The organism is Candidatus Uhrbacteria bacterium (genome assembly GCA_016187485.1).
Lineage (GTDB): Bacteria > Patescibacteriota > Patescibacteriia > UBA9934 > UBA10169 > JACPJO01.
Map to the genome: position 1 here is coordinate 1 of JACPJO010000001.1, position 25,718 is coordinate 25,718.

28 protein-coding genes are annotated in these 25,718 nt (G+C 54.0%); 25 read left to right on the top strand and 3 right to left on the bottom strand.

What is annotated here, in order from left to right; genetic code table 11:
• The 3 genes from HYW18_00005 to HYW18_00015 all read left to right on the top strand — a co-directional run.
• A partial coding sequence (locus tag HYW18_00005) for a hypothetical protein (GenBank protein MBI2484535.1) occupies window positions 1–676 on the top strand: 676 nt, incomplete at its 5' end.
• 234 nt (window positions 677–910) lie between these two features.
• On the top strand, window positions 911–1,957 hold the full coding sequence (locus HYW18_00010; protein ID MBI2484536.1) for a methionine adenosyltransferase domain-containing protein: 1,047 nt from the start codon (window positions 911–913) through the stop codon (window positions 1,955–1,957).
• 30 nt (window positions 1,958–1,987) lie between these two features.
• Complete coding sequence (locus HYW18_00015) at window positions 1,988–2,710, top strand: hypothetical protein (protein MBI2484537.1); 723 nt, start codon at window positions 1,988–1,990, stop codon at window positions 2,708–2,710.
• On the opposite strand, the gene HYW18_00020 is transcribed toward HYW18_00015, so the two are convergent.
• On the bottom strand, window positions 2,700–3,719 hold the full coding sequence (locus tag HYW18_00020; GenBank protein MBI2484538.1) for an MFS transporter: 1,020 nt from the start codon (window positions 3,717–3,719) through the stop codon (window positions 2,700–2,702). The two genes, HYW18_00015 and HYW18_00020, sit on opposite strands and share 11 nt — an antisense overlap.
• Window positions 3,720–3,891: 172 nt before the next feature.
• On the opposite strand from HYW18_00020, the gene HYW18_00025 reads away from it, so the two are divergent.
• The 12 genes from HYW18_00025 (at window position 3,892) to HYW18_00080 (ending at window position 12,497) form a co-directional block, all read left to right on the top strand.
• Window positions 3,892–4,194, top strand: a complete 303-nt coding sequence (locus tag HYW18_00025) for a hypothetical protein (GenBank protein ID MBI2484539.1) — start codon at window positions 3,892–3,894, stop codon at window positions 4,192–4,194.
• 109 nt (window positions 4,195–4,303) lie between these two features.
• Window positions 4,304–4,789 (top strand): peptidylprolyl isomerase, encoded by a 486-nt coding sequence (locus HYW18_00030; protein MBI2484540.1) that lies wholly within the window; start codon window positions 4,304–4,306, stop codon window positions 4,787–4,789.
• Window positions 4,790–4,793: 4 nt separating this feature from the next.
• A complete protein-coding gene (locus HYW18_00035; protein ID MBI2484541.1) occupies window positions 4,794–6,179 on the top strand; it encodes a TM0106 family RecB-like putative nuclease in 1,386 nt (461 codons plus the stop codon).
• Window positions 6,176–6,997, top strand: a complete 822-nt coding sequence (locus tag HYW18_00040; protein ID MBI2484542.1) for a C39 family peptidase — start codon at window positions 6,176–6,178, stop codon at window positions 6,995–6,997. The genes HYW18_00035 and HYW18_00040 overlap by 4 nt, the downstream gene beginning before the upstream one ends.
• Window positions 6,984–7,457: a hypothetical protein gene (locus HYW18_00045; GenBank protein MBI2484543.1), complete on the top strand. Its 474-nt coding sequence runs from the start codon at window positions 6,984–6,986 to the stop codon at window positions 7,455–7,457. Before HYW18_00040 ends, HYW18_00045 begins: the two co-directional genes overlap by 14 nt.
• 16 nt (window positions 7,458–7,473) lie before the next feature.
• The gene (locus HYW18_00050; protein MBI2484544.1) at window positions 7,474–8,985 is read left to right on the top strand and encodes a hypothetical protein; all 1,512 of its coding nucleotides are present in this window, start codon (window positions 7,474–7,476) and stop codon (window positions 8,983–8,985) included.
• Between the two features lie 6 nt (window positions 8,986–8,991).
• The gene (gene xseA / locus HYW18_00055; GenBank protein MBI2484545.1) at window positions 8,992–10,167 is read left to right on the top strand and encodes an exodeoxyribonuclease VII large subunit; all 1,176 of its coding nucleotides are present in this window, start codon (window positions 8,992–8,994) and stop codon (window positions 10,165–10,167) included.
• Window positions 10,164–10,382, top strand: coding sequence for an exodeoxyribonuclease VII small subunit (gene xseB, locus HYW18_00060; GenBank protein MBI2484546.1), 219 nt, complete (start codon window positions 10,164–10,166; stop codon window positions 10,380–10,382). The genes xseA and xseB overlap by 4 nt, the downstream gene beginning before the upstream one ends.
• Window positions 10,354–10,704 carry a phage holin family protein gene (locus HYW18_00065; protein ID MBI2484547.1) on the top strand — a complete coding sequence of 117 codons (351 nt, stop codon included), beginning with the start codon at window positions 10,354–10,356 and terminating at the stop codon, window positions 10,702–10,704. Before xseB ends, HYW18_00065 begins: the two co-directional genes overlap by 29 nt.
• A 2-nt stretch (window positions 10,705–10,706) precedes the next feature.
• Window positions 10,707–11,387, top strand: coding sequence for a UMP kinase (locus tag HYW18_00070; GenBank protein ID MBI2484548.1), 681 nt, complete (start codon window positions 10,707–10,709; stop codon window positions 11,385–11,387).
• 2 nt (window positions 11,388–11,389) lie between these two features.
• Window positions 11,390–11,809, top strand: a complete 420-nt coding sequence (locus HYW18_00075) for an NUDIX domain-containing protein (protein MBI2484549.1) — start codon at window positions 11,390–11,392, stop codon at window positions 11,807–11,809.
• A gap of 43 nt (window positions 11,810–11,852) precedes the next feature.
• Window positions 11,853–12,497: a hypothetical protein gene (locus HYW18_00080; protein MBI2484550.1), complete on the top strand. Its 645-nt coding sequence runs from the start codon at window positions 11,853–11,855 to the stop codon at window positions 12,495–12,497.
• An 854-nt stretch (window positions 12,498–13,351) separates the two neighbouring features.
• On the opposite strand, the gene HYW18_00085 is transcribed toward HYW18_00080, so the two are convergent.
• Window positions 13,352–14,116: a hypothetical protein gene (locus HYW18_00085; GenBank protein MBI2484551.1), complete on the bottom strand. Its 765-nt coding sequence runs from the start codon at window positions 14,114–14,116 to the stop codon at window positions 13,352–13,354.
• A gap of 270 nt (window positions 14,117–14,386) precedes the next feature.
• On the opposite strand from HYW18_00085, the gene HYW18_00090 reads away from it, so the two are divergent.
• Both HYW18_00090 and rplL read left to right on the top strand, forming a co-directional pair.
• Entirely contained in the window at window positions 14,387–14,905 is a 519-nt protein-coding gene (locus HYW18_00090; GenBank protein ID MBI2484552.1) for a 50S ribosomal protein L10, read from the top strand.
• 3 nt (window positions 14,906–14,908) lie between these two features.
• Window positions 14,909–15,310 carry a 50S ribosomal protein L7/L12 gene (gene rplL, locus HYW18_00095; protein MBI2484553.1) on the top strand — a complete coding sequence of 134 codons (402 nt, stop codon included), beginning with the start codon at window positions 14,909–14,911 and terminating at the stop codon, window positions 15,308–15,310.
• A 34-nt stretch (window positions 15,311–15,344) separates the two neighbouring features.
• On the opposite strand, the gene HYW18_00100 is transcribed toward rplL, so the two are convergent.
• Window positions 15,345–17,447, bottom strand: a complete 2,103-nt coding sequence (locus tag HYW18_00100; GenBank protein ID MBI2484554.1) for a hypothetical protein — start codon at window positions 17,445–17,447, stop codon at window positions 15,345–15,347.
• A gap of 55 nt (window positions 17,448–17,502) precedes the next feature.
• On the opposite strand from HYW18_00100, the gene HYW18_00105 reads away from it, so the two are divergent.
• From HYW18_00105 to HYW18_00140, 8 genes are all read left to right on the top strand, one after another.
• Window positions 17,503–18,144, top strand: a complete 642-nt coding sequence (locus HYW18_00105; protein MBI2484555.1) for a hypothetical protein — start codon at window positions 17,503–17,505, stop codon at window positions 18,142–18,144.
• Entirely contained in the window at window positions 18,141–18,503 is a 363-nt protein-coding gene (locus HYW18_00110) for a hypothetical protein (protein MBI2484556.1), read from the top strand. Before HYW18_00105 ends, HYW18_00110 begins: the two co-directional genes overlap by 4 nt.
• Before the next feature lie 77 nt (window positions 18,504–18,580).
• On the top strand, window positions 18,581–19,264 hold the full coding sequence (locus HYW18_00115; GenBank protein MBI2484557.1) for a hypothetical protein: 684 nt from the start codon (window positions 18,581–18,583) through the stop codon (window positions 19,262–19,264).
• Window positions 19,265–19,359: 95 nt separating this feature from the next.
• The gene (locus tag HYW18_00120; GenBank protein MBI2484558.1) at window positions 19,360–20,838 is read left to right on the top strand and encodes a glycosyltransferase family 2 protein; all 1,479 of its coding nucleotides are present in this window, start codon (window positions 19,360–19,362) and stop codon (window positions 20,836–20,838) included.
• Window positions 20,835–21,884 carry a glycosyltransferase family 2 protein gene (locus HYW18_00125; GenBank protein ID MBI2484559.1) on the top strand — a complete coding sequence of 350 codons (1,050 nt, stop codon included), beginning with the start codon at window positions 20,835–20,837 and terminating at the stop codon, window positions 21,882–21,884. Before HYW18_00120 ends, HYW18_00125 begins: the two co-directional genes overlap by 4 nt.
• A gap of 6 nt (window positions 21,885–21,890) precedes the next feature.
• Window positions 21,891–22,694 (top strand): glycosyltransferase family 2 protein, encoded by an 804-nt coding sequence (locus tag HYW18_00130; protein MBI2484560.1) that lies wholly within the window; start codon window positions 21,891–21,893, stop codon window positions 22,692–22,694.
• A 29-nt stretch (window positions 22,695–22,723) separates the two neighbouring features.
• Window positions 22,724–24,736 (top strand): DUF4012 domain-containing protein, encoded by a 2,013-nt coding sequence (locus tag HYW18_00135; GenBank protein ID MBI2484561.1) that lies wholly within the window; start codon window positions 22,724–22,726, stop codon window positions 24,734–24,736.
• A complete protein-coding gene (locus HYW18_00140) occupies window positions 24,699–25,715 on the top strand; it encodes a rod shape-determining protein (protein MBI2484562.1) in 1,017 nt (338 codons plus the stop codon). The genes HYW18_00135 and HYW18_00140 overlap by 38 nt, the downstream gene beginning before the upstream one ends.
• Window positions 25,716–25,718: the final 3 nt, after the last annotated feature.

A 25,718-nucleotide genomic window follows, 5' to 3' on the forward strand; every position in this document is an offset into this window, starting at 1 on the left:
GGGCACCATGAGCCGTCTGGAAGCCGAAGCCTCGCTCCCCACGACCATAGACGTAGACTATCTGGTGAAAGTCCCCGATGACGGAGACCCCACCACAGACTTCGACACCACCGTCTACTACATCGGTCTGGATGCCAAACGTCATCCCTTCCCCGGTTCCCAGGTCTACTTCTCCTGGTATGAGAACTTCGACCAAGTCCGTACCATTGATACCTCCACCCTCACAGCCATCCCGCTTGGCACCCCCGTCCTTGTTCGTCCAGGCACGGTCATGGTGAAGATCCAGTCTGATGCCCGCACCTTCGCGGTGGAACCCGGCAACTACACCATCCGCCATGTGGCAGATGAAGCAACCGCGGTCGCCCTCTACGGGGCCAACTGGAACAAGAGGATCATCGACATCGAGCCCACCTACTGGAGTCGCTTCACGATGGGCTCCACCCTCTCGGGGAACCTCCACCCCGCAGGATCCGTTCTCCGTGAATCTGCCTCTGGCACCACCTACTACTTCGACGGAACAAACAAACGCGCTTTCTCTGGCTCCTCTGCCATGAGCGCCAACATGTTCCAAGAGAAGTATGTGATCGTGGCCCCAACCGGCAACGCATGGATCTCAAAACCCGCAGGCGCAGCTATTGTCGGGTTTGAGGATGCATTGTTCTCGCTGCAGCGGTAGTACGTAGAAGGAAAAAGTGAATAAAACAAAGCGGTGTCTGGCCCAAACATGGTGCCCGACACCGTTTTTGAAAGATCTCACTTAGTGATCTCTTAGTGACAAAAAATGAGAGAAAGCGAGGATCTTTGCTATTTTTAGTAAAAAAACAGCCAATTTCTAAACTCGTCTCACTTAGTGATCTCTTAGTGACTTGTCTTGCCCAACTAGTCTTTTCGTGCTACTCTTCCTCTCCTTATGGCAGAGCAATGGAAAATGGTTGAAGCGCTTACGGCCGGGCACCCGGATAAAATTTGTGATCAGATAGCCGATGGGCTTTTGGACGAATTTTTGCGCCGCGATCCGGCGACGCGCGCCACGATCGAGGTGTTCGCGAGTCACGGTATGCTTGCTGTGGGTGGCTCGGCGGTGAGTCGAGCGGATTTTGACACCTCGATTGTTGCCAAAAATATTCACAAAGAAATCACTGGCCATGATGATGTAGAAGTATTCGTGAATATGGGACTTGAAGCACCTACAAGCGCCGCTCTCATGTCGTCTGGCTCCACAGTGGTGAATGGGTATGCCACGCGCGAAACACGCGAGTTTCTGCCGCGCCCCTATGTACTGGCACAGGCTCTTGCAAAACGACTGGACGATGTACGCAAAACGGATCCTGCGTATTTCTGGTTGCGCCCTCACGGCAAAGTCCAGGTGCTTTGTCAGGGAAAGCGGCTCGTCTCTGTTACCCTCCTTCTTGAGCATTCAGACGAGACGTCTGGTACGCATGTGCGGGAAGCCGTTCGACGGGATGTGCTGGAGCCGGTTATCGGGGATCTTTCCGGTGTGGCGCTTCACGTGAATCCCTATGGCCGCTATCGCGGTGGGGAGTGTGTGCACGCGAGTGGGGCGACGGGCTCGAAAATTGCCAACGATACGTACGGCGGTCTTATTCCTCATGGCTTAAGTTCCATCTCAGGCAAAGACCCGTTTTCCCCTAATCGCGCCGGCGCCTATGCTGCCAGACAAGCGGCGAAGAGCCTTGTGGAAGGTGGGTTCACTCCAAACACGCTTGTGAGCGTGGGCTATACTCTGGGGCAAGCCGAACCAGTTTTTGTGCAAGCGCTTGGAGCAAACGGACAAGATTTTTCCGATCTCATAAAAAAACATTTTGATTTCCGTCCCGAAGCAATTGTGGAGCACCTCGGGCTTGCGCGACCTATGTACCGTGCACTTTCGTGCTATGGACACTTCGGGCGCTTCGGCTTGCCGTGGGAAGAAGCAGTCCCTCTCGTCACTAAGTGACGAGATTGTTATAATGGGCGCATGCGTGCCATGTCCATCGGCTGGATCGTTTTTCTTGTGGCGCTTGGAAGCGCCTATCTTTTATTTGTGCGCGATCCGGACAAACAAGTGGTTGTAAGTCCAGATGGCTTCTTCCGCTTTTCTGCTATGACGGCGCCTTCAATCCCGCGCATGTCGGTTGATCGCACGGAAGGCGGGCCTTCAACGGCGCGGTTGAGCCCTATCTACTCTGTTACTCCTTCGATCGGGCTTCCGGCCTCTGCGCGCGTTTCTCTCAAATCCGATCTGGCCCCCTCTGGTGTGGTGCTTGCGCGATTTTGGGAGGAGGTGGGCGCGTGGGAGCCTCTTCCTACGCGGCACCTTCTTGACCGCTTTTCTGCCGACTTGCAGGGAGATGAGGCATGGACCGGGTCTTTCGCGCTTATAAAAAGCGTATCGGTGGATTCACCACCGAAGGAACAGCTCATGCTTGAAACACTGCTCGCCGAGGCGCCCGAAAATGCCGTCTCGGGCGAGGTGTTCATGGCTTATAGTCTGGCTCCCGATGATTTTGTGTTAATTCCTTCTTACAAAAAAGTCCTCTCCTGTGAAGAAAATACTGCGGCGCTTCCTGGTCTTGTTCTGCAAACAAATACACTTGTCCAGAATGTCACGATAGGAGAGAGATCATTTTCCGGCGCGTACAGCCTCATTGCTCGGTGGCATGTAGGCGAAGCAGGATGCGCGAGCGGTCTTGTTCTTGCTACCCCATAGGCCGTACAAGCCATGCGGCAAGGAGAGGAGCGATCATTTTTGCTCCGGCTAAAAAGGTGAATACCGTTCCGATCGTGCGCCCGCTCGCGCCCTCTTTTGTATATCGGAGGCACAACAGACTTCCAAGCGGATCAGCCAGCCCGATTCCCACAGCCATCGCGAGTACACCCAAAAAAAGAAAGAAGGTGTGGCCGGAGAACATGACAGCCACGGCGGTAAGGATGAGCGCGGCGGCACCGAGATAAGACGTGTGGGGCGGAATGTTCGTGGAAAACTTTGCCAGAAGTCTTTGTGTCCCCCAGGCGCCCCAAGACAGGAGCGCAAGCGCCAGGGCAACGCCGCGCGGGCCAAGTGCGAGGTAGGACTGGTCGTAGAAGGGCAGGACGAGACGGGAGGTCTGGTAAATAATTCCGAGGCCTCCCATGATGCCCACGACACAAAGAAGGGGAACCCATCGCGTCTTACGGAGTGTGTGGGCGGGCAGCGCGACCGGAGGAGCGTTCACGCGCGGGCTTGCTGCGTATCCTGCTATGCAGACCCCTACCCCTATGAGGGCGACAAGGTGGATATTTGGCACAAGAAAGGGAACGAGAAGGGGTCCCAAAGCACTGCCGGCGGTGACGGCGGCGATAAGAGTGGAAACACGAGGAAGAGAGCCGCGTGTTTCAAAAGATCCCCGTGTGGTGCTGATGAGTGCGGGGAGAATACCTGTGGCGAAGCCCCCAAAGAAACGTGAAAGGAAAAATCCGCCGCCCAAACCCAATAAGAGAGCCAACATGGCAAGCGTTTGTGAAACCCAGGACATGCGTACGATGATGTTTACCCCTCGTGTTTCCACTACTCGCCCAAAAACGGTATATCCTAAAACAGCTCCGAGAGGAAACGCGGACTCAAGAAGGACGATGAAACCTCCCGTCAAGTGATAATCTCGGCTCAACGCGGGGAGAATAGGCAGAACGATGGCAGCAAGGAGGAAGTGCATGAAAAGAGTGGTCGATGGGGTGCGCATAACTCTCTAAGGATCCACGTGTGGCATATTTTGGAAAGAGATTTGTCGGAGAGTGCTGACACGTATCAGTTTCGTGTTGGTTTTATACGGAAAACGTGTCGGAGGCTCTTGACAGGGATTGCGTCTGCAGGATGGCTTTTGTATAATTCGCGCATATTCATAAGGAGGAACTATGCCCGCAAAGAAAAAAGTGAAGAAGCCGCTCATGACCTATCCGGACGTACCGCATATGCATACAGATCCTCTGGCGCCTCTGCTTCCCACGATGCCCGAGCCTCCCAAACCTCTTGAGCCGGGGATTTGTGCCCATTGCCACCTGCTTCCCGCCTCTGCCTACGAATTGGTAGTGGTCTTTCTCTGCCTCGTCTTTTCTCTCTCTGCTGTGCTGCTTACGTCCGTTCAGTTGATTGAAGATCAGCAAGCCGTGATCGCGGCACTCGAAAAAGTAAAAACGACTGTTTATGCGCAACGCTAAGTGGTTTTTTCTCGCTCTCCTTTTTGTTGGCGCCGGTTGTGTTCAAGCGCCAACCCCCACGCCGAACTCTCAAACAGAGTCGGACAACACTCCCGTATCTGAAACTTCTATGACTCCAAAAACCTACAGCGCATTCGGTGGTGTTCTGCCGGCACAAGAGATAACTAATGAGATTGTGCGAATAGAAACGGCGAAGGGGGAGATCGTCTTTGAACTTTTCGCAGACACGGCGCCAAAGACCGTCTCAAACTTCGTGCGGCTGGCGAATGACGGTTTCTACAATGGCCTCACGTTCCATCGCCGTGTGGAGAACTTTGTTATTCAGGGGGGAGACCCCAACGGCAACGGTTCTGGCGGTCCCGGCTATACGTTTGAAGATGAGCTGAACGACACGTATGCTTATACGCGTGGCATTGTCGCCATGGCGAATCGCGGACCGAATACAAACGGATCGCAGTTTTTCATCATGCTGGCCGACAACCCCCTTCCTAAGTCTTATAGCATCTTCGGCCGCGTACTCTCGGGAATGGATGTGGTAGACAAAATACAGGTTGGCGATATCATGAAAAAGGTCACGATCGAAGAACGAACGTAGCTGGATGGCCTATCTTTCAGAGAAACATTTTTATGCCTACGCCGCCTGCCCGTTGTGGGTAGCGCGTGATGTGCGACTTGGGGAGCGGGAACTGGCGCCCTTGCTTCAGACGTTGCATACAGAGGGGCTGCTGCCTGAAGTGAAACGGCGGGTGATGGAGCGCGCGAAGATAGAAGGTGAGGAAGTGGAGGAAGAAGACGTGGATGAAGCGGCAGTGAAGACGGTACGACTCATGGAGCAAGGTGTGGCGGGGATTTTTCGCGGTGCCCTTGTGCATGGGCATTTCGCGGCGCGGCCGGATGTGCTTGTGCGGGTGCAGGGGCGGTCACGGTTTGGGGACTATTATTATGTCGCGGGCGATATACGCCGTGCGCGCAAGCTTGAGCGCAACAGCATGCTCGCTGCCGCGTTTTATGCTGACGTGCTGCTTCTTTTGCAGGGAGCCAAACCCACATCGGGCTACCAAATGACACCAGAAGGGCACGTACGTTCTTTCCCCCTGGCGCCGTTTGAAAAAGAATACCATCTCTCCCTGCACCACATTGAACGTATTTTAGCGGGGGAAGAACCGAGTGAGTTTCTTTCGTCACGTTGTAAGCAATCCCCGTGGTTTCCGGAATGCCGACGTGTGACAGAAGAATGCGACGCTCTTTCGCGCATCAACCGTATATGGCAAGAGGAGTCAGAGGCCATTACGGCGGCGGGGTTTTTGTCGGTGGAGGTATTTGCGAAGACCCCCCATTCTCTCCTTCGTTCGCGGGTAAAGAATGTATCGCCAGAGCGCCTCGGGTTTCTTCATCAACAAGCGCAGGCCCTTGTAAGCGGCAGGCACATACTTTTGGCGACACCAGAGCTTACGCCTGGCGAGCGCGTAATCTATTTTGATATCGAGAGCGATCCGTTGCGCGATGTTGAGTTTTTGTTTGGTGTGCTTGATCCCGACGGTGCGTACCACGGATTTCTGGCGCGCAAGCCTGCGGCAGAAGAAGAGGCGTGGAACGCCTTCGTGGAGTTTACGCGGCAGTATCCCCGTGTGCCGATTTATCACTATGGGTGGTACGAGTCTGACACGGTACGCCGTATGGCGGACACCTACCACCTCTCCGTTGAAGAACGTGACGCGTTGCTCGCTCGCATGCGCGATCTGCTCCCTGTCATTCGTACCTCGGTTATTTTCCCCCTCTCGTTCTACTCTCTCAAAGACATCAGCGCATATCTGGGGTTCCACTACCGTACTCCCGAAGCTGCCGGTACCAACGCTATTCTGTGGTACGAGGACTGGCTTGCTTTTGGAGACGAGAAAAAATTGCACGCCCTTTTGGAGTATAATGAAGATGACGTGCGGGCCACGAAGCTTGTCTATGATTGGCTCGCCGTCCAGAATGTATGAAGATGCTTTTAACTAAAGTGATTCTTCTCGTGGGCCTGCTTGGCGGGGGGTATTGGGCGTACGAAAGTGGTAACGTCTATGAGATTGGCCTCCCTGGAGACGGACAGAAACCGTATGTGGATGTGCCAGTGGAGGCGGAGAAGGTGGAAGAAGTGAATGAAGCGGAGGAACCGAAGGAGGCGGTAAAAGCAGACGAGGAAGAAGATCTGCAGCGTGTCCCCGCACAGGTTAATCTCGCCGTCCCGTTTGCATCCCAGGCTCCTTATGGTGTGTGGGATGAGGTGCACGAAGACACCTGTGAAGAAGCGGCGATCCTTATGGTGGACCGCTACTACAAAGGGGAGCGTGGTACGCTGGATGCGGAGGGTGTCGAGAAAGAACTGCAGGCGCTTGTGGCGTTTGAGAATAAGACGTTTGGGTTTTTTGAGGACACCACGGCGCGCGAGACGGCGGAGCTCGTGAGGCTCTTTTATCAATACCCGAAGGTCGAGTTGATTGTCGAGCCAACAGCAGAGGACATCAAGGCCCACGTGCGTGCCGGGCGACCCGTGGTGCTTCCCACGGCTGGCCGCATTCTTGCCAATCCCTATTTTTCCGGCGCCGGCCCCAAGTACCATATGATTGTGGTGAAAGGGTATACCGAGGACGGATTTATTGTGAACGATCCGGGGACGAAGCGCGGCGCCGATTGGCTTTACGACACCGATCACTTGATGCGCTCGATCCACGATTGGGAGGTGCCAGAAGGAATCGAGAATCACCCGGCGGATATTCCCAAAGAAAAGAAGGTAGCCATTGTCATTTATGATACTGAATGATTACACGCTCGGCGCCGCGCTTGGGCTCTTGGTGGGGTTTGTCCTTGCCGTTCCCGCCATAGTTGTGGAGTGGCGCGAAAAGAAAGAGCAGCACCCGCTTCCTATTCTTGTGGACATCAAACCAAAGTGGGGGCGGTCGCTTACTTATCGTGAGCTTTTCCTTGTGGCACTTCTTCTTCACTTCGTTTTGGCGACGTTATTTGGATTGATCTACGTCATCTTTGTAGAACAAGGGTGGTTGTTTGTGACACACGCTCCCTATACGCTGCTCTCGCTTGTGATTTATGCCGTAGGAGCATGGTTGGTGGTGGGCATTCTCATTTTCCCGGCGGTCGGGTTCGGCCTATTTGGACGCCGTGAGGGGCCGGCTGTATGGGCAGAGATCTTTGTCACGCAGCTTCTGATCGGTCTTGGGATGTGGGGAATTATTCAGTGGCTTACGCCCGCGTATTTTTCATGATATGGGAGAGATGGGTATGGAGTGGAGAAACTCGAAAGGATGGGAACCAGAACCGTCTGTTTCTTCTCTTGAGCGTGGTCGGGCACAGCTGCAAGAATATCGAGAAAAGGTACAGCCGGTCATCACGGAGTTTAAGTACTCGATTTACGAGCTCTCCTCCACACAGACAGACGCCCTCCTCCTTCGTCTAAAGGAGTATCGGGGCCTTATCGTAGCTACACTCCAGGAGAAAGAATCCATCGCTTTTATTGAGGCATTCAATGGGATGAAGGATCTTCTCTATGCTACGGATTACAGCAAACCGGAAGACTCAAAGGAAAGAGACAGATTCAAGGATTTTGCCATAGAAATTCTCTTGGAACTTCGTGAAGAAGTATCCTGTGCTATGCGGGACGGTCGCGTGAATACTCTTTCGGGTTTGGGCGCGTTTAAGATGATCGCGGACATTTCTTCAGATGTAAAACAAAAGGATGTTGCCTGCGGGGTTTTGATAGAATACCTCAAGGAAATAGAAGAGGACCTTCAGAGAAGTCCCATGTTCTCCCTGGAGTTCTTTAGGACGATATTTTCGGAAGGAAATCCGTGGCAGATCAACGCGGCGGCGCAGGTTTTAAAAAAGTTTGCCAAAACTCAAGGCGGGGAAATGTTTGCACAGGCAGTGTCACGATTCTTTGGCGACTCTCCGTTTGGACCAGAACTGTGTGCCTATGGCGAGGAATTTATATCGCCGGTTTTAAGAACATACCAATTGCCAGAGAGCAAGTTTTTGAAAGCCTGGTATGCCAGTACAAAAAGGGAGAGATGGTCAGAAATGATTTTTAGCAACCTTAAAAGGCTGATGGAAATCGAAAAAGAGGAGCCTGGAGCAAGCGCCTTTCTGTATAAAGAGTTTGGGATTATGGACTTTGGGCGTTATCCCAAAGAAACGCTTGTGGCGCAGGTTCGAGAACATGACGATCTCTCTAAGCCATACGGGGTTGTCATCTTCCCGCGTGAAGATTGGAACGGGGCTTTCTATAATAAGGACATCCTCTTTGAATCGCTTACGGAACAACTGAAAGGAGAGCTTCTTTTGCGTGTCTTTGAATGTGAAGGGAGAATAGGCGTCGTAAAAGCGCTTATCAAAGCAGATCGGAAGTATCATCCGTCGGAGGGTGTCGGACACAAAATTGAGCTTGCGATTATTGGTGGGCATGGGACAGAAGACAGCATTCAGTTTGGCTACGGAAAAGGAAGCCATCTCTTTATTGAGGATCTTGCGGGGCATGGAGTGCAAAAAGTACGAGAAAAATTCTTCGCAGATAATCCGACGATCATTCTTTCGTCATGTTCGACAGGAACAGAGGGAGGCATTGGACAGGCGCTTTCACGGATCCTTAAGGCTAAGGTGATTGCACCCAAAGAATCGTCCGCTTTACAATCGCTTCACGCGAGTAAAAAAAGAGGCGAAAGTCGCTTTCGGTTCAATGCGACATTCTCGAGTCGACAAAAAGGGGTGTTTATGAACGGGGAGGAATCAAAAGAATAAAGTGGTATGAAAACGCTTTCAGTTGCGGAGTATCTGGAACTTGTAAATGAGACGCTTTCGCTTATTCCCACAACGGAGTTTTTGGTGGAGGGTGAGGTGGCCGAGTACCGCGTGTCTCAACAGAAGTGGATACATTTTTTACTCAAGGACGAAAAGAAGGAGGCATGCGTGCCGTGCTTTGCGACGACCTATCAGCTGTCGGTGCCGCTCGAGGACGGTATGCGCGTGCAGGTGGCAGGGTATGCCAGAATTTTTGAACGGTTTGGGAAGTTCAGTCTGAACGTCCGCCAGGTGACTCCCGTGGGAGAGGGGGCGCTGCGAAAGGCGTATGAACTTCTGAAAAAGAAACTTGAAGAAGAGGGGCTGTTTGATGTGGGACGCAAGCGGGAGCCCCCGCGCTTTCCTCGTACCGTTGGCTTGCTTACCTCACCGGAAGCGGCGGCGTATACGGACTTTGTGCGTATTGCGAAGAATCGTTGGGCCGGCTCCGTGATTGAACTGTATCCGGTACACGTGCAAGGAGCGCGGGCGGTGGAGAACATTTTGGAGGCGTTTGCGTATTTCCAGACGCTCTCTGTAAAGGAGCGTCCCGACATTCTTGTCTTAACACGCGGCGGCGGATCGTTCGAGGACTTACACGCATTCAATGATGAACGCGTAGCGCGCGCCGTGTTCGGTTCTCCCGTTGCTGTTGTCGTGGGTGTGGGGCACGAACGTGACGAATCTTTATGTGACTTTGTGGCTGACGTGCGCGCTTCAACGCCTTCGAACGCTGCCGAGATGGTCTTTCCCGATCGAAGAGCGGTCGCCGCCGAGATAGAATCGTCTGTGCGTGTATGGGACAGCCGACTTCACCGATGGGTGGAGGAGCGCCATGTTGTATTGGCTCGCGCCGGATCTGCCACCACGGTTTTCTTTGAACAGCTCTCCTCCCGTCTCCTGCATAACACGAAACGTCTTGGGCACGTGTTTTGGCCCGTGATGGCGCGGGCGCGAGAACGAGTGGAACATTTAGAGCGTATCCTTAAGCAAAGCAGCCCAAAACGCATTCTTGCGCGTGGCTACAGCATCGTACGACTTCATGGGGGTGTGCTTAAAGACGCGCGCGCGCTTGTGAAAGGGGAAGCCGTTCAGGTACAATTGGCGCACGGATCGTTCGACGCAGAGGTGACCTCTCTATGACAAAAAAGGCCGCGGATTTTGGAAAGTTATTTGCCGAACTAGAAGACATTACGGCGTGGTTTGAGCGTGCCGATGTGGATGTAGAAGAAGGACTTAAGAAGTTTGAGCGTGGGCTTGTGCTCGCCAAACAGTGCAAAGAGTTTTTGGACGAGGTAGACGTGAAAGTAAAAACTATCAAGAAAAAATATGATGCTGATACTTCGGTGGGTGATTAGTGCGGTTCTTCTTTTGCTTGCGGCATCGTTTGTGCCGGGATTTGAAGTGAACGGATTGTACGCGGCGCTCATTGCGGCGCTTGTGCTTGGCCTCATCAACGCCATCATTCGCCCACTCCTTTTTCTCCTCACGCTTCCCGTGACGATTCTCACGCTGGGTCTATTCACGTTTGTGCTCAATGGCCTCATGGTGCTTCTTATGTCCACGGTGGTGAAGGGCGTAGAATTGGATGGACTCGTACCCGCGATCCTTGTGGGGCTCGTGATGTGGATCGGCGGCTGGGCGGCGAACACGCTTATTCGGGAGGCAAGCGAAAGCTGATTATGTTGCATGTGCTGTCGGTGGGCGGCTCCATGATTGTTCCCAGCGGAGGGATTGACGTGCGTTTTTTAAAATCTTTTTCTGCACTTGTCCGCCGTTCTGTGAAACGGGGCGACCGGTTTGTCATTGTCACGGGCGGGGGTTCAACAGCGCGTCATTATATTGAAGCGGGATCTCGTGTGACGAAAATTTCCCACGAGGATTTAGACTGGCTTGGTATTCACGCGACGCGCCTCAATGCACATTTAGTGCGGACGATTTTGCGGGATGTTGCGTATCCGGTTGTCGTAAAATCTACGACAGAATCTATCCGCGGGTGGAAGAAGCCGGTGTTGGTTGCTGCCGGGGAAAAGCCCGGCCGATCGACGGACGACGTGGCCACGCGTTTAGCGCGCCGGTTTGGTGCGCGCACGGTCGTCAACATCAGCAACGTGGACGTACTCTACGACAAGGATCCGCGGACGCATAAAGACGCGAAGCCGGTAAAAGAGATGTCATGGAAGGAGTACCGCAGGATGGTAGGGAACAAATGGAGTCCGGGTTTAAGCGCTCCCTTTGACCCTGTTGCCTCAAAGTTGGCGCAAACCTCTCACATCCGCGTCGTCCTGGTCGGCGGCCGGGACGTTGCCAATATCGGTAAAGTACTCAAAGGCAAGCCATTTAAGGGGAGCGTGATTCAATAAATGTGACACCGGGCAAAGATTATATTGGCGTTGGTTGCGGACTTCTTGTGGTGAACGATAAACAGGAGGTGTTGCTCATGTTGCGTAACGCAAGTATTCGCAACGATCGTAATTTGTGGAGTCAGCCGGGTGGGGCGGTGGAGTTTGGAGAGACAATAGAACAAGCGATCAAACGTGAAGCGGTGGAGGAAATTGGGGTTGAGGTGGAACTTCTGGAGTTGCTGAATGTAAATGACCACATGATTGATGGAGCGCATTGGATTGCCCCAGCGTATCTGTGCCGGATTATCTCTGGCGAGCTAAAAAACATGGAGCCGGAGAAGTGTGAGGAGATTCGCTGGTTCTCCCTCTCTGCGCTGCCAGAGAATTTGAATGAAAACACGAAGAATTCAACCACGGTTCTTAAGCGAAGGGCGACTTGAAATCTACCCCCTTTTCCTTTAGGATGCTTGCCGGAGGTGCACCGTGCGTCACGTTCTCTCCCACGTGAACAATGATCTTGGTCAAGGGCTCCTGGCGTACATCGATCGCGGAGATGCCCACGTGATCCAGTTTCACACGAAGGAGCAGGGCCTGCGTATTATCGCTGGATTGGACGTGGAGGACTTTGAGGTGAATGAACTGGCGTCGGATATCCACTCGTCCACGCTTCCCCTGGATGCGAGCGAGTGTGACGAACGCATCATTCACTATCACGGCCGGCTTGCAGAGGAGTTGTGCATTCTCTTTGAGGTCATTGATCCGTCTGAGCGTGACCGTCTGACCGTCCCGCTGTACTCGCTCTTCATCCGTGTTTCTTCGTCTGGCCTCTCGCCGCTTGGCATGATTGGGGTCGTGTACGGGGCCTTTGTGTACCTTCTCGTGAGCGCGTCCGGTCGCTCGCTGATCCGGGAGGGGCAGAGGTTCAGTCCGCTGGATCTACGCTTTCATCTGGATGTTCAGCGCACGTGTGAGGCGCTTCCTCGGGGACGTGGCCGGGTGAGGAGGATTGGGGGAGTTGTGGCCTACATGGCGATCGTGGGCATGGTGAGTGCGCGCATGCAGGAAGGGCGCGTGTTTGACAGCAGCAAGGCAGAGAAGATCTCGAGAGACCCCCTTGCCGTAAACTGATCTCGTCCTCCTGCGTCTACCTTCTTTCTTGAGAGCCCCACGGGCTCTTTTCCTTTTTTTGAAAAGCGAAATCCTGCCGAGGGCAGGATGTGAAAGAAGGAACGCCGTTCTCTCGACCAGCCATGGTGGGAGATGTGGGAGAAGAGCGTTGCGTAGTGCCTGGGCACGGCACTCTGCAAGGACGCGCACGACGGAGTCTTTTGGCACTTCCTTCCTATGCAGTTCTAGCCGTGAGGTCTGTTCATACTCGGCCACTGCGGTGTAGACGACGATGAACCACCGGCGTGCTCGCGGCTCAACGGGAGTGGCTGCGATATCGGTCAGGGTCACGATGGTGGCCTCCAGCCGCTCCGTCGAGACGAACTTTGTCTCACCAGCACGGAAGATGACAGGGCGCATCAGGTGCCCGAGCCACAGCTCCGCGTTCCGGTCTTCTCGTGGGCATCCGCCGGCCTCGGGTTGTCCCGGAGCATCCGGGCAGACGTCGCGTTCGTTGGGTACCCCGTCGTTGTCCGTGTCCGCGTTGGGGCTGCGCGTCGTCTCTGGTTTTTCGGCTGGCGATGTTTCAGCAGGCGTCTCACCCTGCTCCTTGGCCGCCGTGAGGAGGGGGACGAGGATGCAGAAGAGGAGGGCGATGTGTGCGGATCGCATGGCTTTCCTTCAAGGTTCTGGGAGATCGGAACGACCTCCTTCCTCCGAGTGGAGGATGGTTAAACATAGCCCGAAAAATCCTCCAGGTCAATAGAGGGAGCCAAACCGAAAAGGTGCCTGGCACCTGTTTACCTCGCGCTAAACTCCGTATAAGTGCCGATCGACACTTATACGGAGTGCCCCTGATTCAATGGAGATAAAGTTTATGGTGTTGGTAGGCCGGTGATCGGGCGGGATTGGAGGATGAAAAACTCGCCGTTGGCCAAGCTCCACTCTACATCCACGGGGAAGCCATAGTGTTTTTCAATGTTACAGACCATGTCGGCGAGAGCGAGGATACGTTCGGGAGAAAGTTTTTGCATTTCTTGTGGAGGGACAATGCTTTCCGTGACGGCGCGAGCGCGTTTGCCCACGACATATTGGTCTGGTGTGACTTCTCCGGACACCAGTGCCTCTCCAAGCCCCTTCGCGGCCTCAATGATCATGGTATCGCGATTGCCGGTAACGGGATGCGCGGAGAAGGCAACACCAGAGACTTCTGCGGGAACCATTGCCTGGACGACAACGGCAACAGGAATACGCGTAGCATGGTCAATTCCTTGTGCCGAGCGGTATGCCGTGGCACGAGCGGACCCGATGGACACCCAGCAGCGCTCCACATTTTCTCTAAGAGTATCTCGCTCTGTGTTGAGGTACGTCTCAAGCTGTCCGGCCCACGCCGCCGTCTTTCCATCTTCTGCCGTCGCGCTTGATCGGACGGCGACGTGTTCAGCTCCGAGTGCATCAAAGTTCTTGAGGATGTCATCCGCGAGTTCGTCTGTCATGACTCCGCACGCCGGAGCAAGAATCACAAAACCCGCCGGTACCGGAAATCCCGCCCGCGTCATTTCTCCAAGCGAGGCCCCCTTTCCCCCCGCCTCCGCCACATCATCCTTTCCGATATCTTTGAGCCATTTTATGAGCTTCATATATTCCCAGGCATTATACATCTTTCGTGACTTAGCCCCGAAGGTTGACCTTTTTTTACAGCTGTGGCACTCTTCTTCCAGATTTGCCGGAGACAACGGGTCGAAGATCCTCCAGAGCTTGAGCGAAGGAGGACATTCGTAAGTCCCGTCGAGGCGACCCCCGAGATTTTTCTTGGGGTCAGTCGTGTCTCTGCGGTCAAGTCCGCAGTTTATTTTTTATCACCCCTCCATAGCTCCAGAGGAGCGAAGGAGGATTAAAGGTCGAAACCTATGCCAAAAACACGTGGACAAAAAGAAGCAACCGTCGCAGAGCTTACAAGTAGACTCACTGGCGCGAAAGCCGTGGTGTTTGCCACCGTAAGCGGCTACACCATGGAGGACGCCAATGCGCTTCGCCAAGCGGGGCGCAAAGACGGTGTGGAGGTTGCTATAACAAAGAAAACCCTTCTCTCTCTGGCGGCCAAACAGGCCGGGCTTGAGCTTTCTCGCGACGTTCTTCCGGGATCGATCCTTGCCGCATGGAGCCAGAGCGATCAGGTCGCCCCCGCGCGCGTCCTTGCCCAATTTGCCAAGAAGCGTGAGTCTATCAAACTTGCGTCTGGCATTGTGGAAGGCAAGTTCGTGGGTGCCGATGTGGTGAAGCGTTATGCCGCGCTACCGTCACGCGAGGAACTCCTGGCGAAGATGGTAGGGTCTATAAACGCGCCCGTAAGCGGCTTCGTCAATGTCTTGGCGGGCAACTTGCGTGGGCTTGTGACGGTTCTCTCTAAGATTCAACCTTCAACCTAACCTATGTCCGATGAAACAAAAGTGATCGAGGTCCCCGAAAAATTTAAGGGCCTTGTGGAGAGCATCGAGAAGATGTCCGTCCTGGACCTCTCGGAGCTCGTGAAAGTGCTTGAAGAAAAGTTTGGTGTCTCTGCCTCTGCTCCGGCCATGATGATGGCCGCGCCAGCCGCCGGAGGTGCTGTTGCTGAGGAAAAGTCCGCCTTTGACGTGGAACTTACCGCGGCAGGTGACCAGAAGATCAACGTAATCAAAGTCGTGCGCGAGGTCACGGGTCTTGGGCTCAAGGAAGCCAAAGACATCGTGGATGGCGCGCCGAAAGTTGTGAAGTCTGGGCTCGCAAAAGCCGATGCGGAAGCGCTCGTGAAATCTCTCACTGACGCAGGAGCCAAAGCCGCGCTGAAATAAGAAACAACAAAACAGGGTTCACGCCCTGTTTTTGTTATTCCGTTGCGAGCGGGAACTCGTGCAGTCCCGTCGAGGTAGCGACCCAAATTTTTCCCTCGCGTTCCCATATCCCCCGCGTCTGTGCAAAGGCGGGGTGTTCCCATTGGGCCGTGAGTGTTCCGGAAGATTTTTCGATCATCACGACACGGGCGTTCGCTGCATCCACAAGATAGACATAGTCCGTCTGCTCGGTTGTCCACAGCACCGCGCCACTTCCCAAAGTGGGGTCCAGGGAAGGGGTGTTCCATGATTCCTCCAAGCCATTTTGATAGCGCACCATTTGTCCGTCAGCCTTCAGCACCCACACGGAGCCGTCAATGGAGAACGACAAGGCGTCCCGCAGGGGTACGGTGCGCGCCGCAATCCATCCGGACGGGGGGCCGAACCCGTCTCCCACACGGTCATGTTTATAAACCTGCTCGTCTTCCGGCGCCAAGATGTATACGCGTCTGGCGTAGTATTCCATGTCTTTTGCTGATGCATGAAGGCCAGAGACAGGAACAATCTCAAACGTTTTTTCGGGAGGATTGAGCCGGCCGACACGGTATCCATCAAACACATACACCAATCCGTTGAGGTCATCAAAGCGTGTGCGTTGAGGTACTCCAAAGCCCTCAGGGAGTGGAAGCAGGAGAACAAACGAAGAGATAGCCGCATCAAAGCGATACACGTTCCGGCTTTCGGTGAATGCGTAGGCACTCTGTGCATCAAAGGCGAACAGTACCGCCGTCTCGCCTTCGGGGAGGCTTCCCAACGTCGTGAGCTCGTCCACAGAGCGCGCGTGCCGGAGCGTCTGTGAAAGCGCCGTCAGCTCCCCCCGCAGAGTCGTTTGTCTTTCTGCACGCTCCGAAGGCTTTACCGGCATGGTTTCTACCAACGCAAGGGCTTCGCGAATCAGTGTGCGTGCCTGCTCTTCATCCTTGTAGATCAAACTTGCTTGAGCCAAGTCACGTTTTTGTTCGACCTCTTCCACGAGTGCTTTATAGGAAATACGGCTCCGCTCACGCGAACGCACAATGGAGAATGCACCTATAGCAACGGCGAGCACAAGCACGAATACCCCGATGGTCCATGCCAAACGGCGATTACCTCTTGGGAGAATACGGACAGAATTCTTTGCTTGGCGCAGTCGCTCGCCTGCACGGCCACGGAGTGTCCCCCACGCAAATTTTCGATCTCCATGGCGGAGTCTCCCAACCGCAAAGAACGCGTCTTTTATTATGCCCATAAGGAGCATGGCGGCAACCGCAAAAGATGCTCCAATGATTTTCCCAAACGTCTTGATGATGCTTCTGGCAACCACGGGCCAATCCTGCCGGCGGGGACGCTGGCTTTCGAGCATGCGCGTCGTCGTGTCGCGTGTGCGCACCAAGTGGTCCAAAGAAGAGGCTGCATCGTGGATGTCCATGGAGGCGGGGCTTTCTCCTTCCTCGGCGCGTAGAACGATACAGCTTATGTCTGCGGAGATGGGGAAGTACTGGCGGATTCTTTCGGCGGAACTTCGCGGGGGAAGAGAGGAGAGGACCTCATGCAAATCTTCGGCGTCGATCTGCTGGGAGAGTTCTCGGTTGGCGACCAGAAAGGCATCTCCCGGATTCAGTTCTCCGTCGAGTACGACAGAAAATAGTTTTTCCCATGTAGGCTTATGGCTCTCGGTTTGAATACTGCGCGACAAGTTAAATACCTTGTAACGCTGATCGGGAGTTTTGTGGAGAAATGTGGCGACCAGGTCTCCGGTGCCGGTAAGGTACATAGCATCGTCGCCGGCCATGCCAATGATGGCGTAGACATCTTTTGGCGACAGAAGCCATTCGGGCTCCGCCGCCGAGGTGGCTATGCGCTCATTGATTCCTTGCACCATTTGTTCAAATCGATGCTGAGTATGGGACCCTACCCCTGTTGTTTGGGCACTGCGTGTAAGGTGCTCTTCAAACAGGTCCCGCAGAGGGGACGGGTCCTCTTGGGTTGCCCGTAGGTCGAGAAGCCCAAACAAGAACCCCCCCGACCCCTCAAGAGGGAAAAGGAAACTCCACATCCCCTCTTTGGTGGGATTTTTTGCCTCATTTAGGTAGGTTGCTTTGAGCAAATTCTTTGGCATACCAGGTCCCGATTGCGTGGTCACAGAAGCTTGTGTACCATTATACCTGACGACTATGGGTGTGCAAGCAAAGCATTCATCCACAATGGGGACACAACACGCTTTTCGGCTTGAACAGCTTTTTGGTTCAAAAACACGGGCACGGTTGCTCGGCGTTTTCTTGAATAATGCGGACAAAAGGTTCTTTGTCCGCGAGTTAACCAGGAAAATTGATGCCCAGCTTAACTCTGTGCGCCGAGAGATTCAGAATCTTGTCGAGCTCGGGCTTGTTAAAGAGAGTGGACAAGATCAAAACGGGAAGAAGACAAGCGAGAACAAAAAGTTTTTTCAAGCAAACGCGGACTCCCTTTTGTACCACGATCTGCGTGCGCTTTTGCAGAAGGTACAGGTGCTTCTCAAGAAGAATTTGGTATCTGAGATTGATCAAAAAGGAAAACTTTTGTATGTCGCACTTACGGGAAAGTTTGTTCAAGAGCCCGATGTGCCCGTGGACTTGATCGTTGTCGGTACGATGGACCAGAAGGATTTACAGGGAATTGTCCGTCGTTTTGAGCAAGAGCTTGGGGAAGAGGTGAATTATACTTTCATGCCGAAAGATGAGTATATGTATCGGAAACAAATTACGGATAAGTTTCTCTCCTCCATTTTGGATGCCAACAAAATTGTCATGATTGATCGTTTGGCAGACGCGTTATGACGATGTTAAAAAGAAGGCTCTTTTTTTCGCCTGTGGATATTGCGTATATCCGTCTTGGACTGTGGGGGAACGGCGTGACAGAGGAAGAAGAGCGTCTTGAGGTGGCCCCAGAGCGGCAACTGGCGGCGATAGAGGAGTATCGAGCGCGGAGGGGGTTATCTTGGGATGATATCGACGGGCTTGTCGTAGAAACAGGACCGGGGTCGCCTACCGCATTGCGCACCGGCATAGCTATTGCCAATACGTTAGGCTTTGCTCTCGGTATTCCTCTTTTTGATGCACGAAGTCCGATGGTGGCTCGGGAGTCTTTGGTACCTGAATATGGGCGCGAGCCCAATATCACTATTCCGAAGTCCTGAAAATGCGGTGTGGATAAATTTGCTGTTCAATCCTCTAAAACCCGGTATGATGAATGAAATTTCTAATTTTTCTCATTATGCCATACGAATCCATTAGTATCGTCCAAACCGCGTTTGCGGACCTTTGGGCGTCGTTGCTGCTCTTCTTGCCGCGTTTTGTAGGTGCTGTCGTTGTCCTCATCGTCGGCATTTTTATTGCCAAGCTTTTGCAGAGCTTGGTGGTGAAGGTGTTGGATCTCTTGAAGATTGATGAATTAGCCACAAAGCTTGAAGTGAAGAAATTTTTTGCACAGGCGGGCATGTCTTTGCATGTAGGACGCCTGCTTGGGTGGATTGTGAAATGGTTTTTCATTGTCGTCTTTCTCGTGGCGGCGGCTGATATCTTGCAGTGGAGCGAGGTGACCGGATTCTTGCGTGATGTTGTCGTCTATCTGCCGAACGTCTTGATTGCCGTGGTTATTCTTCTTGTGGGAGTGTTGCTTGCCACGTTTGTGCATCGCGTCGTACGCACGGCGGTGGAGGCGGCGAATATCACCGCGGCGGCATTTCTTGCCGGGCTTTCTAAGTGGGCTATTCTTATCTTTAGTTTCATGGCGGCTCTCGTGCAGCTTGGCATTGCGCAGGACCTCATTAAGGTTCTCTTCACGGGACTTGTCGCTATGCTGGCGCTTTCGGGCGGTCTTGCCTTCGGTCTTGGTGGCCGTGATCACGCGACGCGCTTCTTGAATCGTTTGCACCGAGACATCTCCTCTGACCGGTAGGGGTGCTCTTGTGGATGGGGTGGCGCAGCGGTTACACGGCGCCCCCCGTGTCGCTTGAAGTTTCTTCTCTAATCCGCTACGATCCGGCCTAGATTATGGCCCATTATGGTCAATATCGAGGCCTTGAAATGCTCCCCGGGCTTATTGTCTGGGGATCATTTGCTTTAGCCGTCCTTCTTTCTTTTTTCGCCCCGCTTGTCGCTGTCGTCTGCATTATCACTTTTGATCTGTACTGGTTGTTCCGCGTTCTTTACTTTATTGTCTATCTTCTGGCTTCGTGGCGACGTTACCGCTATACAGAGCGCGTAGATTGGCGTAAAGAAGTGGAAAAGATTCCCGGGTGGGAGTCGCTCTGGCACATGGTCTTTCTCCCGATTTACGGTGAGGATGTCAGCATTGTCCGCCGCACTCTCAAGGCCATTCGAGAGACAGACTGGCCAAAGGATCGCATGGTTATCGTGCTTGCGGGGGAAGGCCGCGAAGAGGCGAGAATCCGCGGCGTTTTTCATCAGCTGGAAAAGGAATTCGGCGGTGTCTTCCGTAAACTTTTTTTCACCATTCACCCCACGGGTCTTCCCGATGAAATTCCGGGGAAAGGTTCTAACTTAAATTGGTCGGGACATCGAGCACAAGAAATGCTCGAGAAAGAATTTCCCGATGTTGCTCCCGAGCATATTCTTGTGAGTGCGCTTGACGTAGACACCCTTGTGCCACCCGTCTACTTTTCTTATCTGGCGCATCGTTTCCTTACAACTCCCGATGGACTTCACTCCAGCTACCAGCCGCTTACGCTCTTCACAAACAATATTTGGCACGCGACGGCGCCGGTTCGTGTAGCCGCTTTCGGCACGACGTTTTGGTTATTGACCGAGCTCTCCCGCCCCGACCGGCTTTGGACGTTCTCTTCGCATTCCATGCCGTGGAAAATGCTTCTGGATGTTGGGTTTTGGCAGAAAGACATTGTGTCGGAAGACTCGCGCATTTTTTTGCAGGGGTTGATTCGCTATCATGGGAACTATCGTGTTACCCCGCTCTATATAGGGGTGAGCATGGATACGGTGACGGGGGCGACGTATCTTGAGAGCTTGCGCAACTTGTATCGCCAACAGCGCCGGTGGGCGTGGGGGGTTGAGCATCTTATGGAGATGGTCGAAGCGTTTCGGCGCGATCCACTGTTCCCGCGGTGGCGGAAACTTCGTTACCTCTTCTTTCACATGGAAGGCATGTACACGTGGGCGACAGCTCCGGTACTCATTTTCCTTATGGGGTGGCTCCCGCTCCTTTTGGCGCGCCAAGACCCCACGCTGCTGGTCCAAGCCGCTCCGGGAACATTGGCGCTCATTATGCGTTTTGCTACCCTCGGCGTGATACTCACCGCAATCCTTTCTATGATCGTACTTCCGTCACGGCCGCGCACGGTGGGATGGTGGGGGTGGGTGGTTATGTTGCTTCAGTGGATCCTTTTGCCGGTGACCTTTATGATTTTCGGGGCGTTTCCCGCGATTGATGCACAGACGCGGCTGATGTGTGGTCGCTACCTCGGCTTTCAGGTAACGAAAAAACAACGCCTATGAAACCCCTCGTTGCGTTTCATGTCGTCACGTGGAATGGGGAGCGTTACATTCCCGAACTCTTGGATTCTCTCCGTACACAAACGTTGGCTCCCACGACGGTACGATTCGTAGACAATGCTTCAACGGATCGCACACGGTCTCTTCTTGAGGCATACGGGGGAGGAGCGACGATGATTCGCCATATTCGCAATCTTGGATTTGCGGGAGGCCACAATCAGGCTTTCCGTCTCTTCCTTGATAAGCTAGGCGAACAAGATCCGACGCACGTCTATGTCGCCGTCGTGAATCAAGATGTTATTCTCACTCCCACAACTCTGGAGAAACTCGTGGAAGCGATGGAGGCACATCCCCACGTGGGAAGTGTTCAGCCGAAACTTCTTCGCGCATATATCGAGCACGCCGGGGATGACGTATTTGCCCACACGGTGTGTGCGGAAAGAATTGATTCGACGGGCATAAAGGCGACACACGGTCGGGAGTTTTTCGATCGCGGTGCAGGTGCGCTTGACGAAGGGCAGTTTGATGAAAAGCGCGAGATTTTTGGACCCACGGGAGCGTGCGCGCTTTATCGAGCCCGTGCGCTGCTTGACGTGCGTGTGGACGAGACGGTGTTTGATCCGACCTTCTTCATGTACCGGGAGGATGTGGATCTGGCTTGGCGGCTTCAGTGGGCGGGGTGGGACAGCCTGTTCGTGCCAGAGGCGGTTGCCTATCACCATCGCGGGCTTTTTGCTCCAGCATCTTCCGGATGGCTGGAGCGCATTGCGCGCCGACGCGCAAAACATCGTCGTCTTGCTGCCTACTCGACCCGTAACCTCTTCCTCTCCATCCTCAAGAACGAGTCGTTTCTTAATATGATTCTGGCTTGGCCGTGGATACTTTTTATGGTTCTTCGGCAGGTTCTGTACTCGCTGTTCTTTGAACCGTGGGTGTGTGTGGAGCTTTGCTTGTCGACGCGGCTCCTCCCGCATGTTGTGCGTATGCGCAGAGCCACATTCCGTTCTGCTAAACGCCGGTCTTCGGCCCTGCGCCGCCTGTTTCGATAGCTTTCTATGGACGCGACGATTCAAATTGTCCACTACCATTCGCTTGGGCTTTTGCGCGAGACCCTGCGAAGTCTCCGGCGTGCCGTCCCACGGCTTACGTATGAAGTGATCGTGGTGGATAATAATCCGCGGCAACGCCTCCCTGCGTCATTTGCCGAGGAGTTTCCGGAAGCGCGCGTGCTCGCTGCTTCGCGCCATTTAGGTTTCGGAGGCGGGCACAACTTTGCGTCAAAGAAAGCGAACGGAGACTTTCTCATTATTCTCAATCCTGACATCATGGTGGTCCAGGGATCGTTGGAAGAACTTCTCAAGTACGCAAAATCGCATCCAGAAGCCGGGCTTGTCGCTCCGCGTCTGCATTTTCCCAATGGACACATCCAATATTCGTGTTTTCGTTTCCGCCATACGGGCCTTAAGCTTCTTGGCCGCACCCCGTTTGCAAATCTTCCGTGGGTGAAGAAACGCATGGACTTTCACCGCATGCTTGATGTGTCGCATGACGAGACGATGAGTGTGGATTGGGTTCTCGGCGCCTGTTTATGCGTGCCGCGGGATTTGTGGAATCGTCTTGGGGGGTTTGACGAGCGCTTTCTTCTGTATTTTGAAGAGGTGGATTTTTGCCGGCGCGTGTGGCACATGGGCCGCCATGTCGTCTATCATCCCTTGTCTGTTATGCTACACTATTATCAACGCGAGGGGTCGGGCGGATCCTTCTTTTCCCAATTGTGCTCGCGCGCCAACTGGATCCACTTGGCGAGTTGGGCGAAGTATCTCCATAAATATTTTCGGACGAAATCGCCATGTCGGTAGATTTTTCTTCTTCGACGCCTGTGTCCGCTATGCACGAGGCATCAAACCTGCCGCACCGCCGGCGTGTTCCCACGTGGGTGCCGATGGCGCTCGTTGTATTTGTCGGCGTGCTCGTAGGCGGCGCACTTATTCTTGTAAGTGTGACGGGCAACGCGGTTCTTGATGGACGCGATGCCTGGGCGCGCGCCCGCACCGCTTTTGAAAACGCAGACATTCTTCGGGCGCAGGAAGAGTTGTCGCATGCCAAAAAGTCTTTCGACCGGGCGTATGGGGCAAGCCGATTTCTCTCCCCGCTTGCGTATCTCCCCCTGGTCGGGGATTCCGTCCGTCCGCTTCGCGTGATGATAAAGACGGGGGCCGATGTATCTGGCGTGTTTGCGGACGCTCTTGGGGAAATCCTTGAAGTCTTTCGTCTTGTCCCTGAAGCGAAGGATCTCTGGCCGTGGCAGGGACGCGTGGGAAGCCTTCTTGCCCTGTGGCCGGACATTGATGAGGCCACGCGCGGGCTTCTTCTTTCACGCTTGCGTGCTCTCGTGCCGTCGCTTGAGCTTGCGAAGGCCGACATCGCTGTGGTCAAACGCATTTTTGAAGAAGAGACGACTCCTCTTTTTTTAGGGCCGCTTGAAAATTCCAAAGAGAAGCTCGCAGAGGCTATCGAGACGCTTTCGTCTGTCCTCGAAGAGGCGGTGGGATGGGCGGCGATTGGGCCTGAATTGGCGGGGGCAGACGGAGAGAGCCGTGTGCTTATTTTTCTCCTTAACAATTCTGAACTGCGGCCGGGCGGGGGCTTCATGGGGTCGTTTGCGGTGGCGACATTGCGTGCGGGTCTTTTGACGGAGCTTCAACATTTTGACGTGATGGCGCTCGATGGCGCCGCGACTCCCGTATGGAACGCGGCTCCCCCAGGCCCGCTTGCGGAGTATCTCGGCGTTCCTGCATGGTATCTCCGCGATGCGAACTGGTCGCCGGACGTACCGACATCGTTTGCGAAAGCTCTGGCGTTTTATATGGGTGAACAGAATGCGGGCGGGGCGCGCGCCGTATCTATTCCGACCGGCCCCTTTACCGCCGTGCTTGGCGTGACGGTGACGTTTGCGCAGGATCTTCTGCGCGTCGTGGGTCCTGTGACGGTGGAAGGGGAAACCTTTACCGCCGAGAATATTCCGGAAGATTTGAATGAATCGGTGGAGTTTGGCTTTGTGTCTCGCGGACAAACACCGGCAGAACGAAAGAATATTATTGGGAGCATGCTTCGGGAAGTGGCTGATCGCGTGGCGGAGCTTTCCCCGGACGGATGGAATTACGTCTTGTCTGTAGCAAAAGAACGGGTGGCGCAAAAGCACCTTATGCTTTACAGCGAAGACGCAAAGCGTCAAGATTTGTTTGCACGTTATGGATTGACGGGAACCCTTTCTCCACCGGCAGTGGGCGAAGACGCGCTTATGGTGGTAGATGCGAACCTGGCGGCGCTCAAGACCGATCCGGCGATTGAGCGGCACCTTACCTACACGATCGAACCTCAACCGAACGGGGAGATACATGCAATCGCGCGCATGCAATATCGCCATACGCAAACGTTCTCAAAAACCATCACGCGGTACCGGACATTCACGAGGTTTTATGTGCCTGCGGGATCAGAGCTTGTGCAGGTCGAGGGGTCTTTGCGTGACGATAAGCTGAAAAACCCCGGTGGCACGCCCGATACGCCAGAGATTTCCGACGAGCTAGGGTATCGCGTCTTTGGTTTCTTCACCTCCGTTGAACCTCTCTCCGAGAAAGTGCTGACTGTCCGCTATAAACTTCCCGCGCCTCTCGTGGAGCGTATGGAGAAAGGAGAAGGTTACCGTTTGTCTGTGTTAAAGCAGCCAGGTACTCCGACGTATGGTTTGACGCTCGACCTTTCCTTTGATACAACGCTCGTGCATGCTAACCCACCAGAGGAGCAGGGGGAGTGGGGTGATCGGCGTTATCGCCTGAACACAAATGTAGATCAAGATCGTGCCTATGTCGTGGAGCTTTCTGCCAAAGAAGATCGGGATTGACCTTGGAACAACCACGGTGCTTGTGTATGTCCCGCGCCGTGGCATTATCATTCAGGAACCGTCCGTTGTCGCGATCTCCCTTATTGATAAGAAGGTTCTTGCAGTGGGGAAAGAGGCAAAAGATATGTTGGGCCGTACACCCGATACGATTGTCGCGCGCCGGCCGCTCAAGGACGGTGTTATTGCCGATTATCGGATCACGGAGGCCATGCTTCGGTACTTCATTAACAAGGCGATCGGCGGATTCCGCTTGTTTCGCCCCGAAGTAATGGTGGCAGTACCGGGCGGGATTACGTCAACGGAACGGCGTGCCGTGATTGACGCCACACGCGCGGCCGGCGCACGCGAGGCCTATGTGATCTCCGAGCCGATTGTTGCGGCCATTGGGGCGAACATTCCCATTGGATCACCATCTGGCCACATGATGATTGATATTGGCGGCGGCACGGCCGAGATGGCGGTGATCTCGCTTGGCGGTATCGTGGCCTCGGAGTCTGTGCGTATCGGCGGCGTGAAGTTTGATATGGCTATTATGGATTATATCCGCCGAAAATACGGGCTTGCGGTGGGGGAGCGAACGGCGGAGGACATCAAAATTCAAATTGGTTCGGCGGTGTTTTTGCAGGATAAGCTTTCTATGGAGGTAAAGGGCCGTGACATGATTACCGGTCTTCCAAAAATTGTGGAGGTTACGAGCGATGATGTTACGTCGGCGATACAGCCGGAGCTTGAGGGGATTATTGCGGCAGTGAAAGAAGTGCTTCACAAGACGCCCCCAGAGCTTTCTGCTGATGTCATGGATAAAGGCATCACACTTTCCGGCGGCTCCTCACAATTGCGTAATCTTGATCAGCTCATTGCACAGGCAACGGGCGTGCCGACCTATGTAGCGGACGATCCGCAGCAATGCGTGGCAAAAGGAACGGGTGTTGCTCTAGAAAATCTTGATGCGTACAAACGCAGCGTCTTTACTCATTAGGGT

What these genes read in the sequence shown, in the direction of transcription:
- HYW18_00050 (MBI2484544.1), top strand. Translation starts at nt 7,474, where the DNA reads ATGGAGTGGAGAAACTCGAAAGGATGGGAACCAGAACCGTCTGTTTCT.
- HYW18_00020 (MBI2484538.1), bottom strand. Translation starts at nt 3,719, where the DNA reads ATGCGCACCCCATCGACCACTCTTTTCATGCACTTCCTCCTTGCTGCC.
- HYW18_00085 (MBI2484551.1), bottom strand. Translation starts at nt 14,116, where the DNA reads ATGAAGCTCATAAAATGGCTCAAAGATATCGGAAAGGATGATGTGGCG.
- HYW18_00115 (MBI2484557.1), top strand. Translation starts at nt 18,581, where the DNA reads ATGCCATACGAATCCATTAGTATCGTCCAAACCGCGTTTGCGGACCTT.
- HYW18_00135 (MBI2484561.1), top strand. Translation starts at nt 22,724, where the DNA reads ATGCACGAGGCATCAAACCTGCCGCACCGCCGGCGTGTTCCCACGTGG.
- HYW18_00040 (MBI2484542.1), top strand. Translation starts at nt 6,176, where the DNA reads ATGAAGATGCTTTTAACTAAAGTGATTCTTCTCGTGGGCCTGCTTGGC.
- HYW18_00070 (MBI2484548.1), top strand. Translation starts at nt 10,707, where the DNA reads ATGTTGCATGTGCTGTCGGTGGGCGGCTCCATGATTGTTCCCAGCGGA.
- HYW18_00090 (MBI2484552.1), top strand. Translation starts at nt 14,387, where the DNA reads ATGCCAAAAACACGTGGACAAAAAGAAGCAACCGTCGCAGAGCTTACA.
- HYW18_00110 (MBI2484556.1), top strand. Translation starts at nt 18,141, where the DNA reads ATGACGATGTTAAAAAGAAGGCTCTTTTTTTCGCCTGTGGATATTGCG.
- HYW18_00065 (MBI2484547.1), top strand. Translation starts at nt 10,354, where the DNA reads ATGATGCTGATACTTCGGTGGGTGATTAGTGCGGTTCTTCTTTTGCTT.
- HYW18_00025 (MBI2484539.1), top strand. Translation starts at nt 3,892, where the DNA reads ATGCCCGCAAAGAAAAAAGTGAAGAAGCCGCTCATGACCTATCCGGAC.
- HYW18_00120 (MBI2484558.1), top strand. Translation starts at nt 19,360, where the DNA reads ATGGCCCATTATGGTCAATATCGAGGCCTTGAAATGCTCCCCGGGCTT.
- rplL (MBI2484553.1), top strand. Translation starts at nt 14,909, where the DNA reads ATGTCCGATGAAACAAAAGTGATCGAGGTCCCCGAAAAATTTAAGGGC.
- HYW18_00030 (MBI2484540.1), top strand. Translation starts at nt 4,304, where the DNA reads ATGACTCCAAAAACCTACAGCGCATTCGGTGGTGTTCTGCCGGCACAA.
- HYW18_00045 (MBI2484543.1), top strand. Translation starts at nt 6,984, where the DNA reads ATGATACTGAATGATTACACGCTCGGCGCCGCGCTTGGGCTCTTGGTG.
- HYW18_00105 (MBI2484555.1), top strand. Translation starts at nt 17,503, where the DNA reads ATGGGTGTGCAAGCAAAGCATTCATCCACAATGGGGACACAACACGCT.
- HYW18_00015 (MBI2484537.1), top strand. Translation starts at nt 1,988, where the DNA reads ATGTCCATCGGCTGGATCGTTTTTCTTGTGGCGCTTGGAAGCGCCTAT.
- xseB (MBI2484546.1), top strand. Translation starts at nt 10,164, where the DNA reads ATGACAAAAAAGGCCGCGGATTTTGGAAAGTTATTTGCCGAACTAGAA.
- HYW18_00125 (MBI2484559.1), top strand. Translation starts at nt 20,835, where the DNA reads ATGAAACCCCTCGTTGCGTTTCATGTCGTCACGTGGAATGGGGAGCGT.
- HYW18_00100 (MBI2484554.1), bottom strand. Translation starts at nt 17,447, where the DNA reads ATGCCAAAGAATTTGCTCAAAGCAACCTACCTAAATGAGGCAAAAAAT.
- HYW18_00130 (MBI2484560.1), top strand. Translation starts at nt 21,891, where the DNA reads ATGGACGCGACGATTCAAATTGTCCACTACCATTCGCTTGGGCTTTTG.
- HYW18_00010 (MBI2484536.1), top strand. Translation starts at nt 911, where the DNA reads ATGGCAGAGCAATGGAAAATGGTTGAAGCGCTTACGGCCGGGCACCCG.
- xseA (MBI2484545.1), top strand. Translation starts at nt 8,992, where the DNA reads ATGAAAACGCTTTCAGTTGCGGAGTATCTGGAACTTGTAAATGAGACG.
- HYW18_00140 (MBI2484562.1), top strand. Translation starts at nt 24,699, where the DNA reads ATGTCGTGGAGCTTTCTGCCAAAGAAGATCGGGATTGACCTTGGAACA.
- HYW18_00035 (MBI2484541.1), top strand. Translation starts at nt 4,794, where the DNA reads ATGGCCTATCTTTCAGAGAAACATTTTTATGCCTACGCCGCCTGCCCG.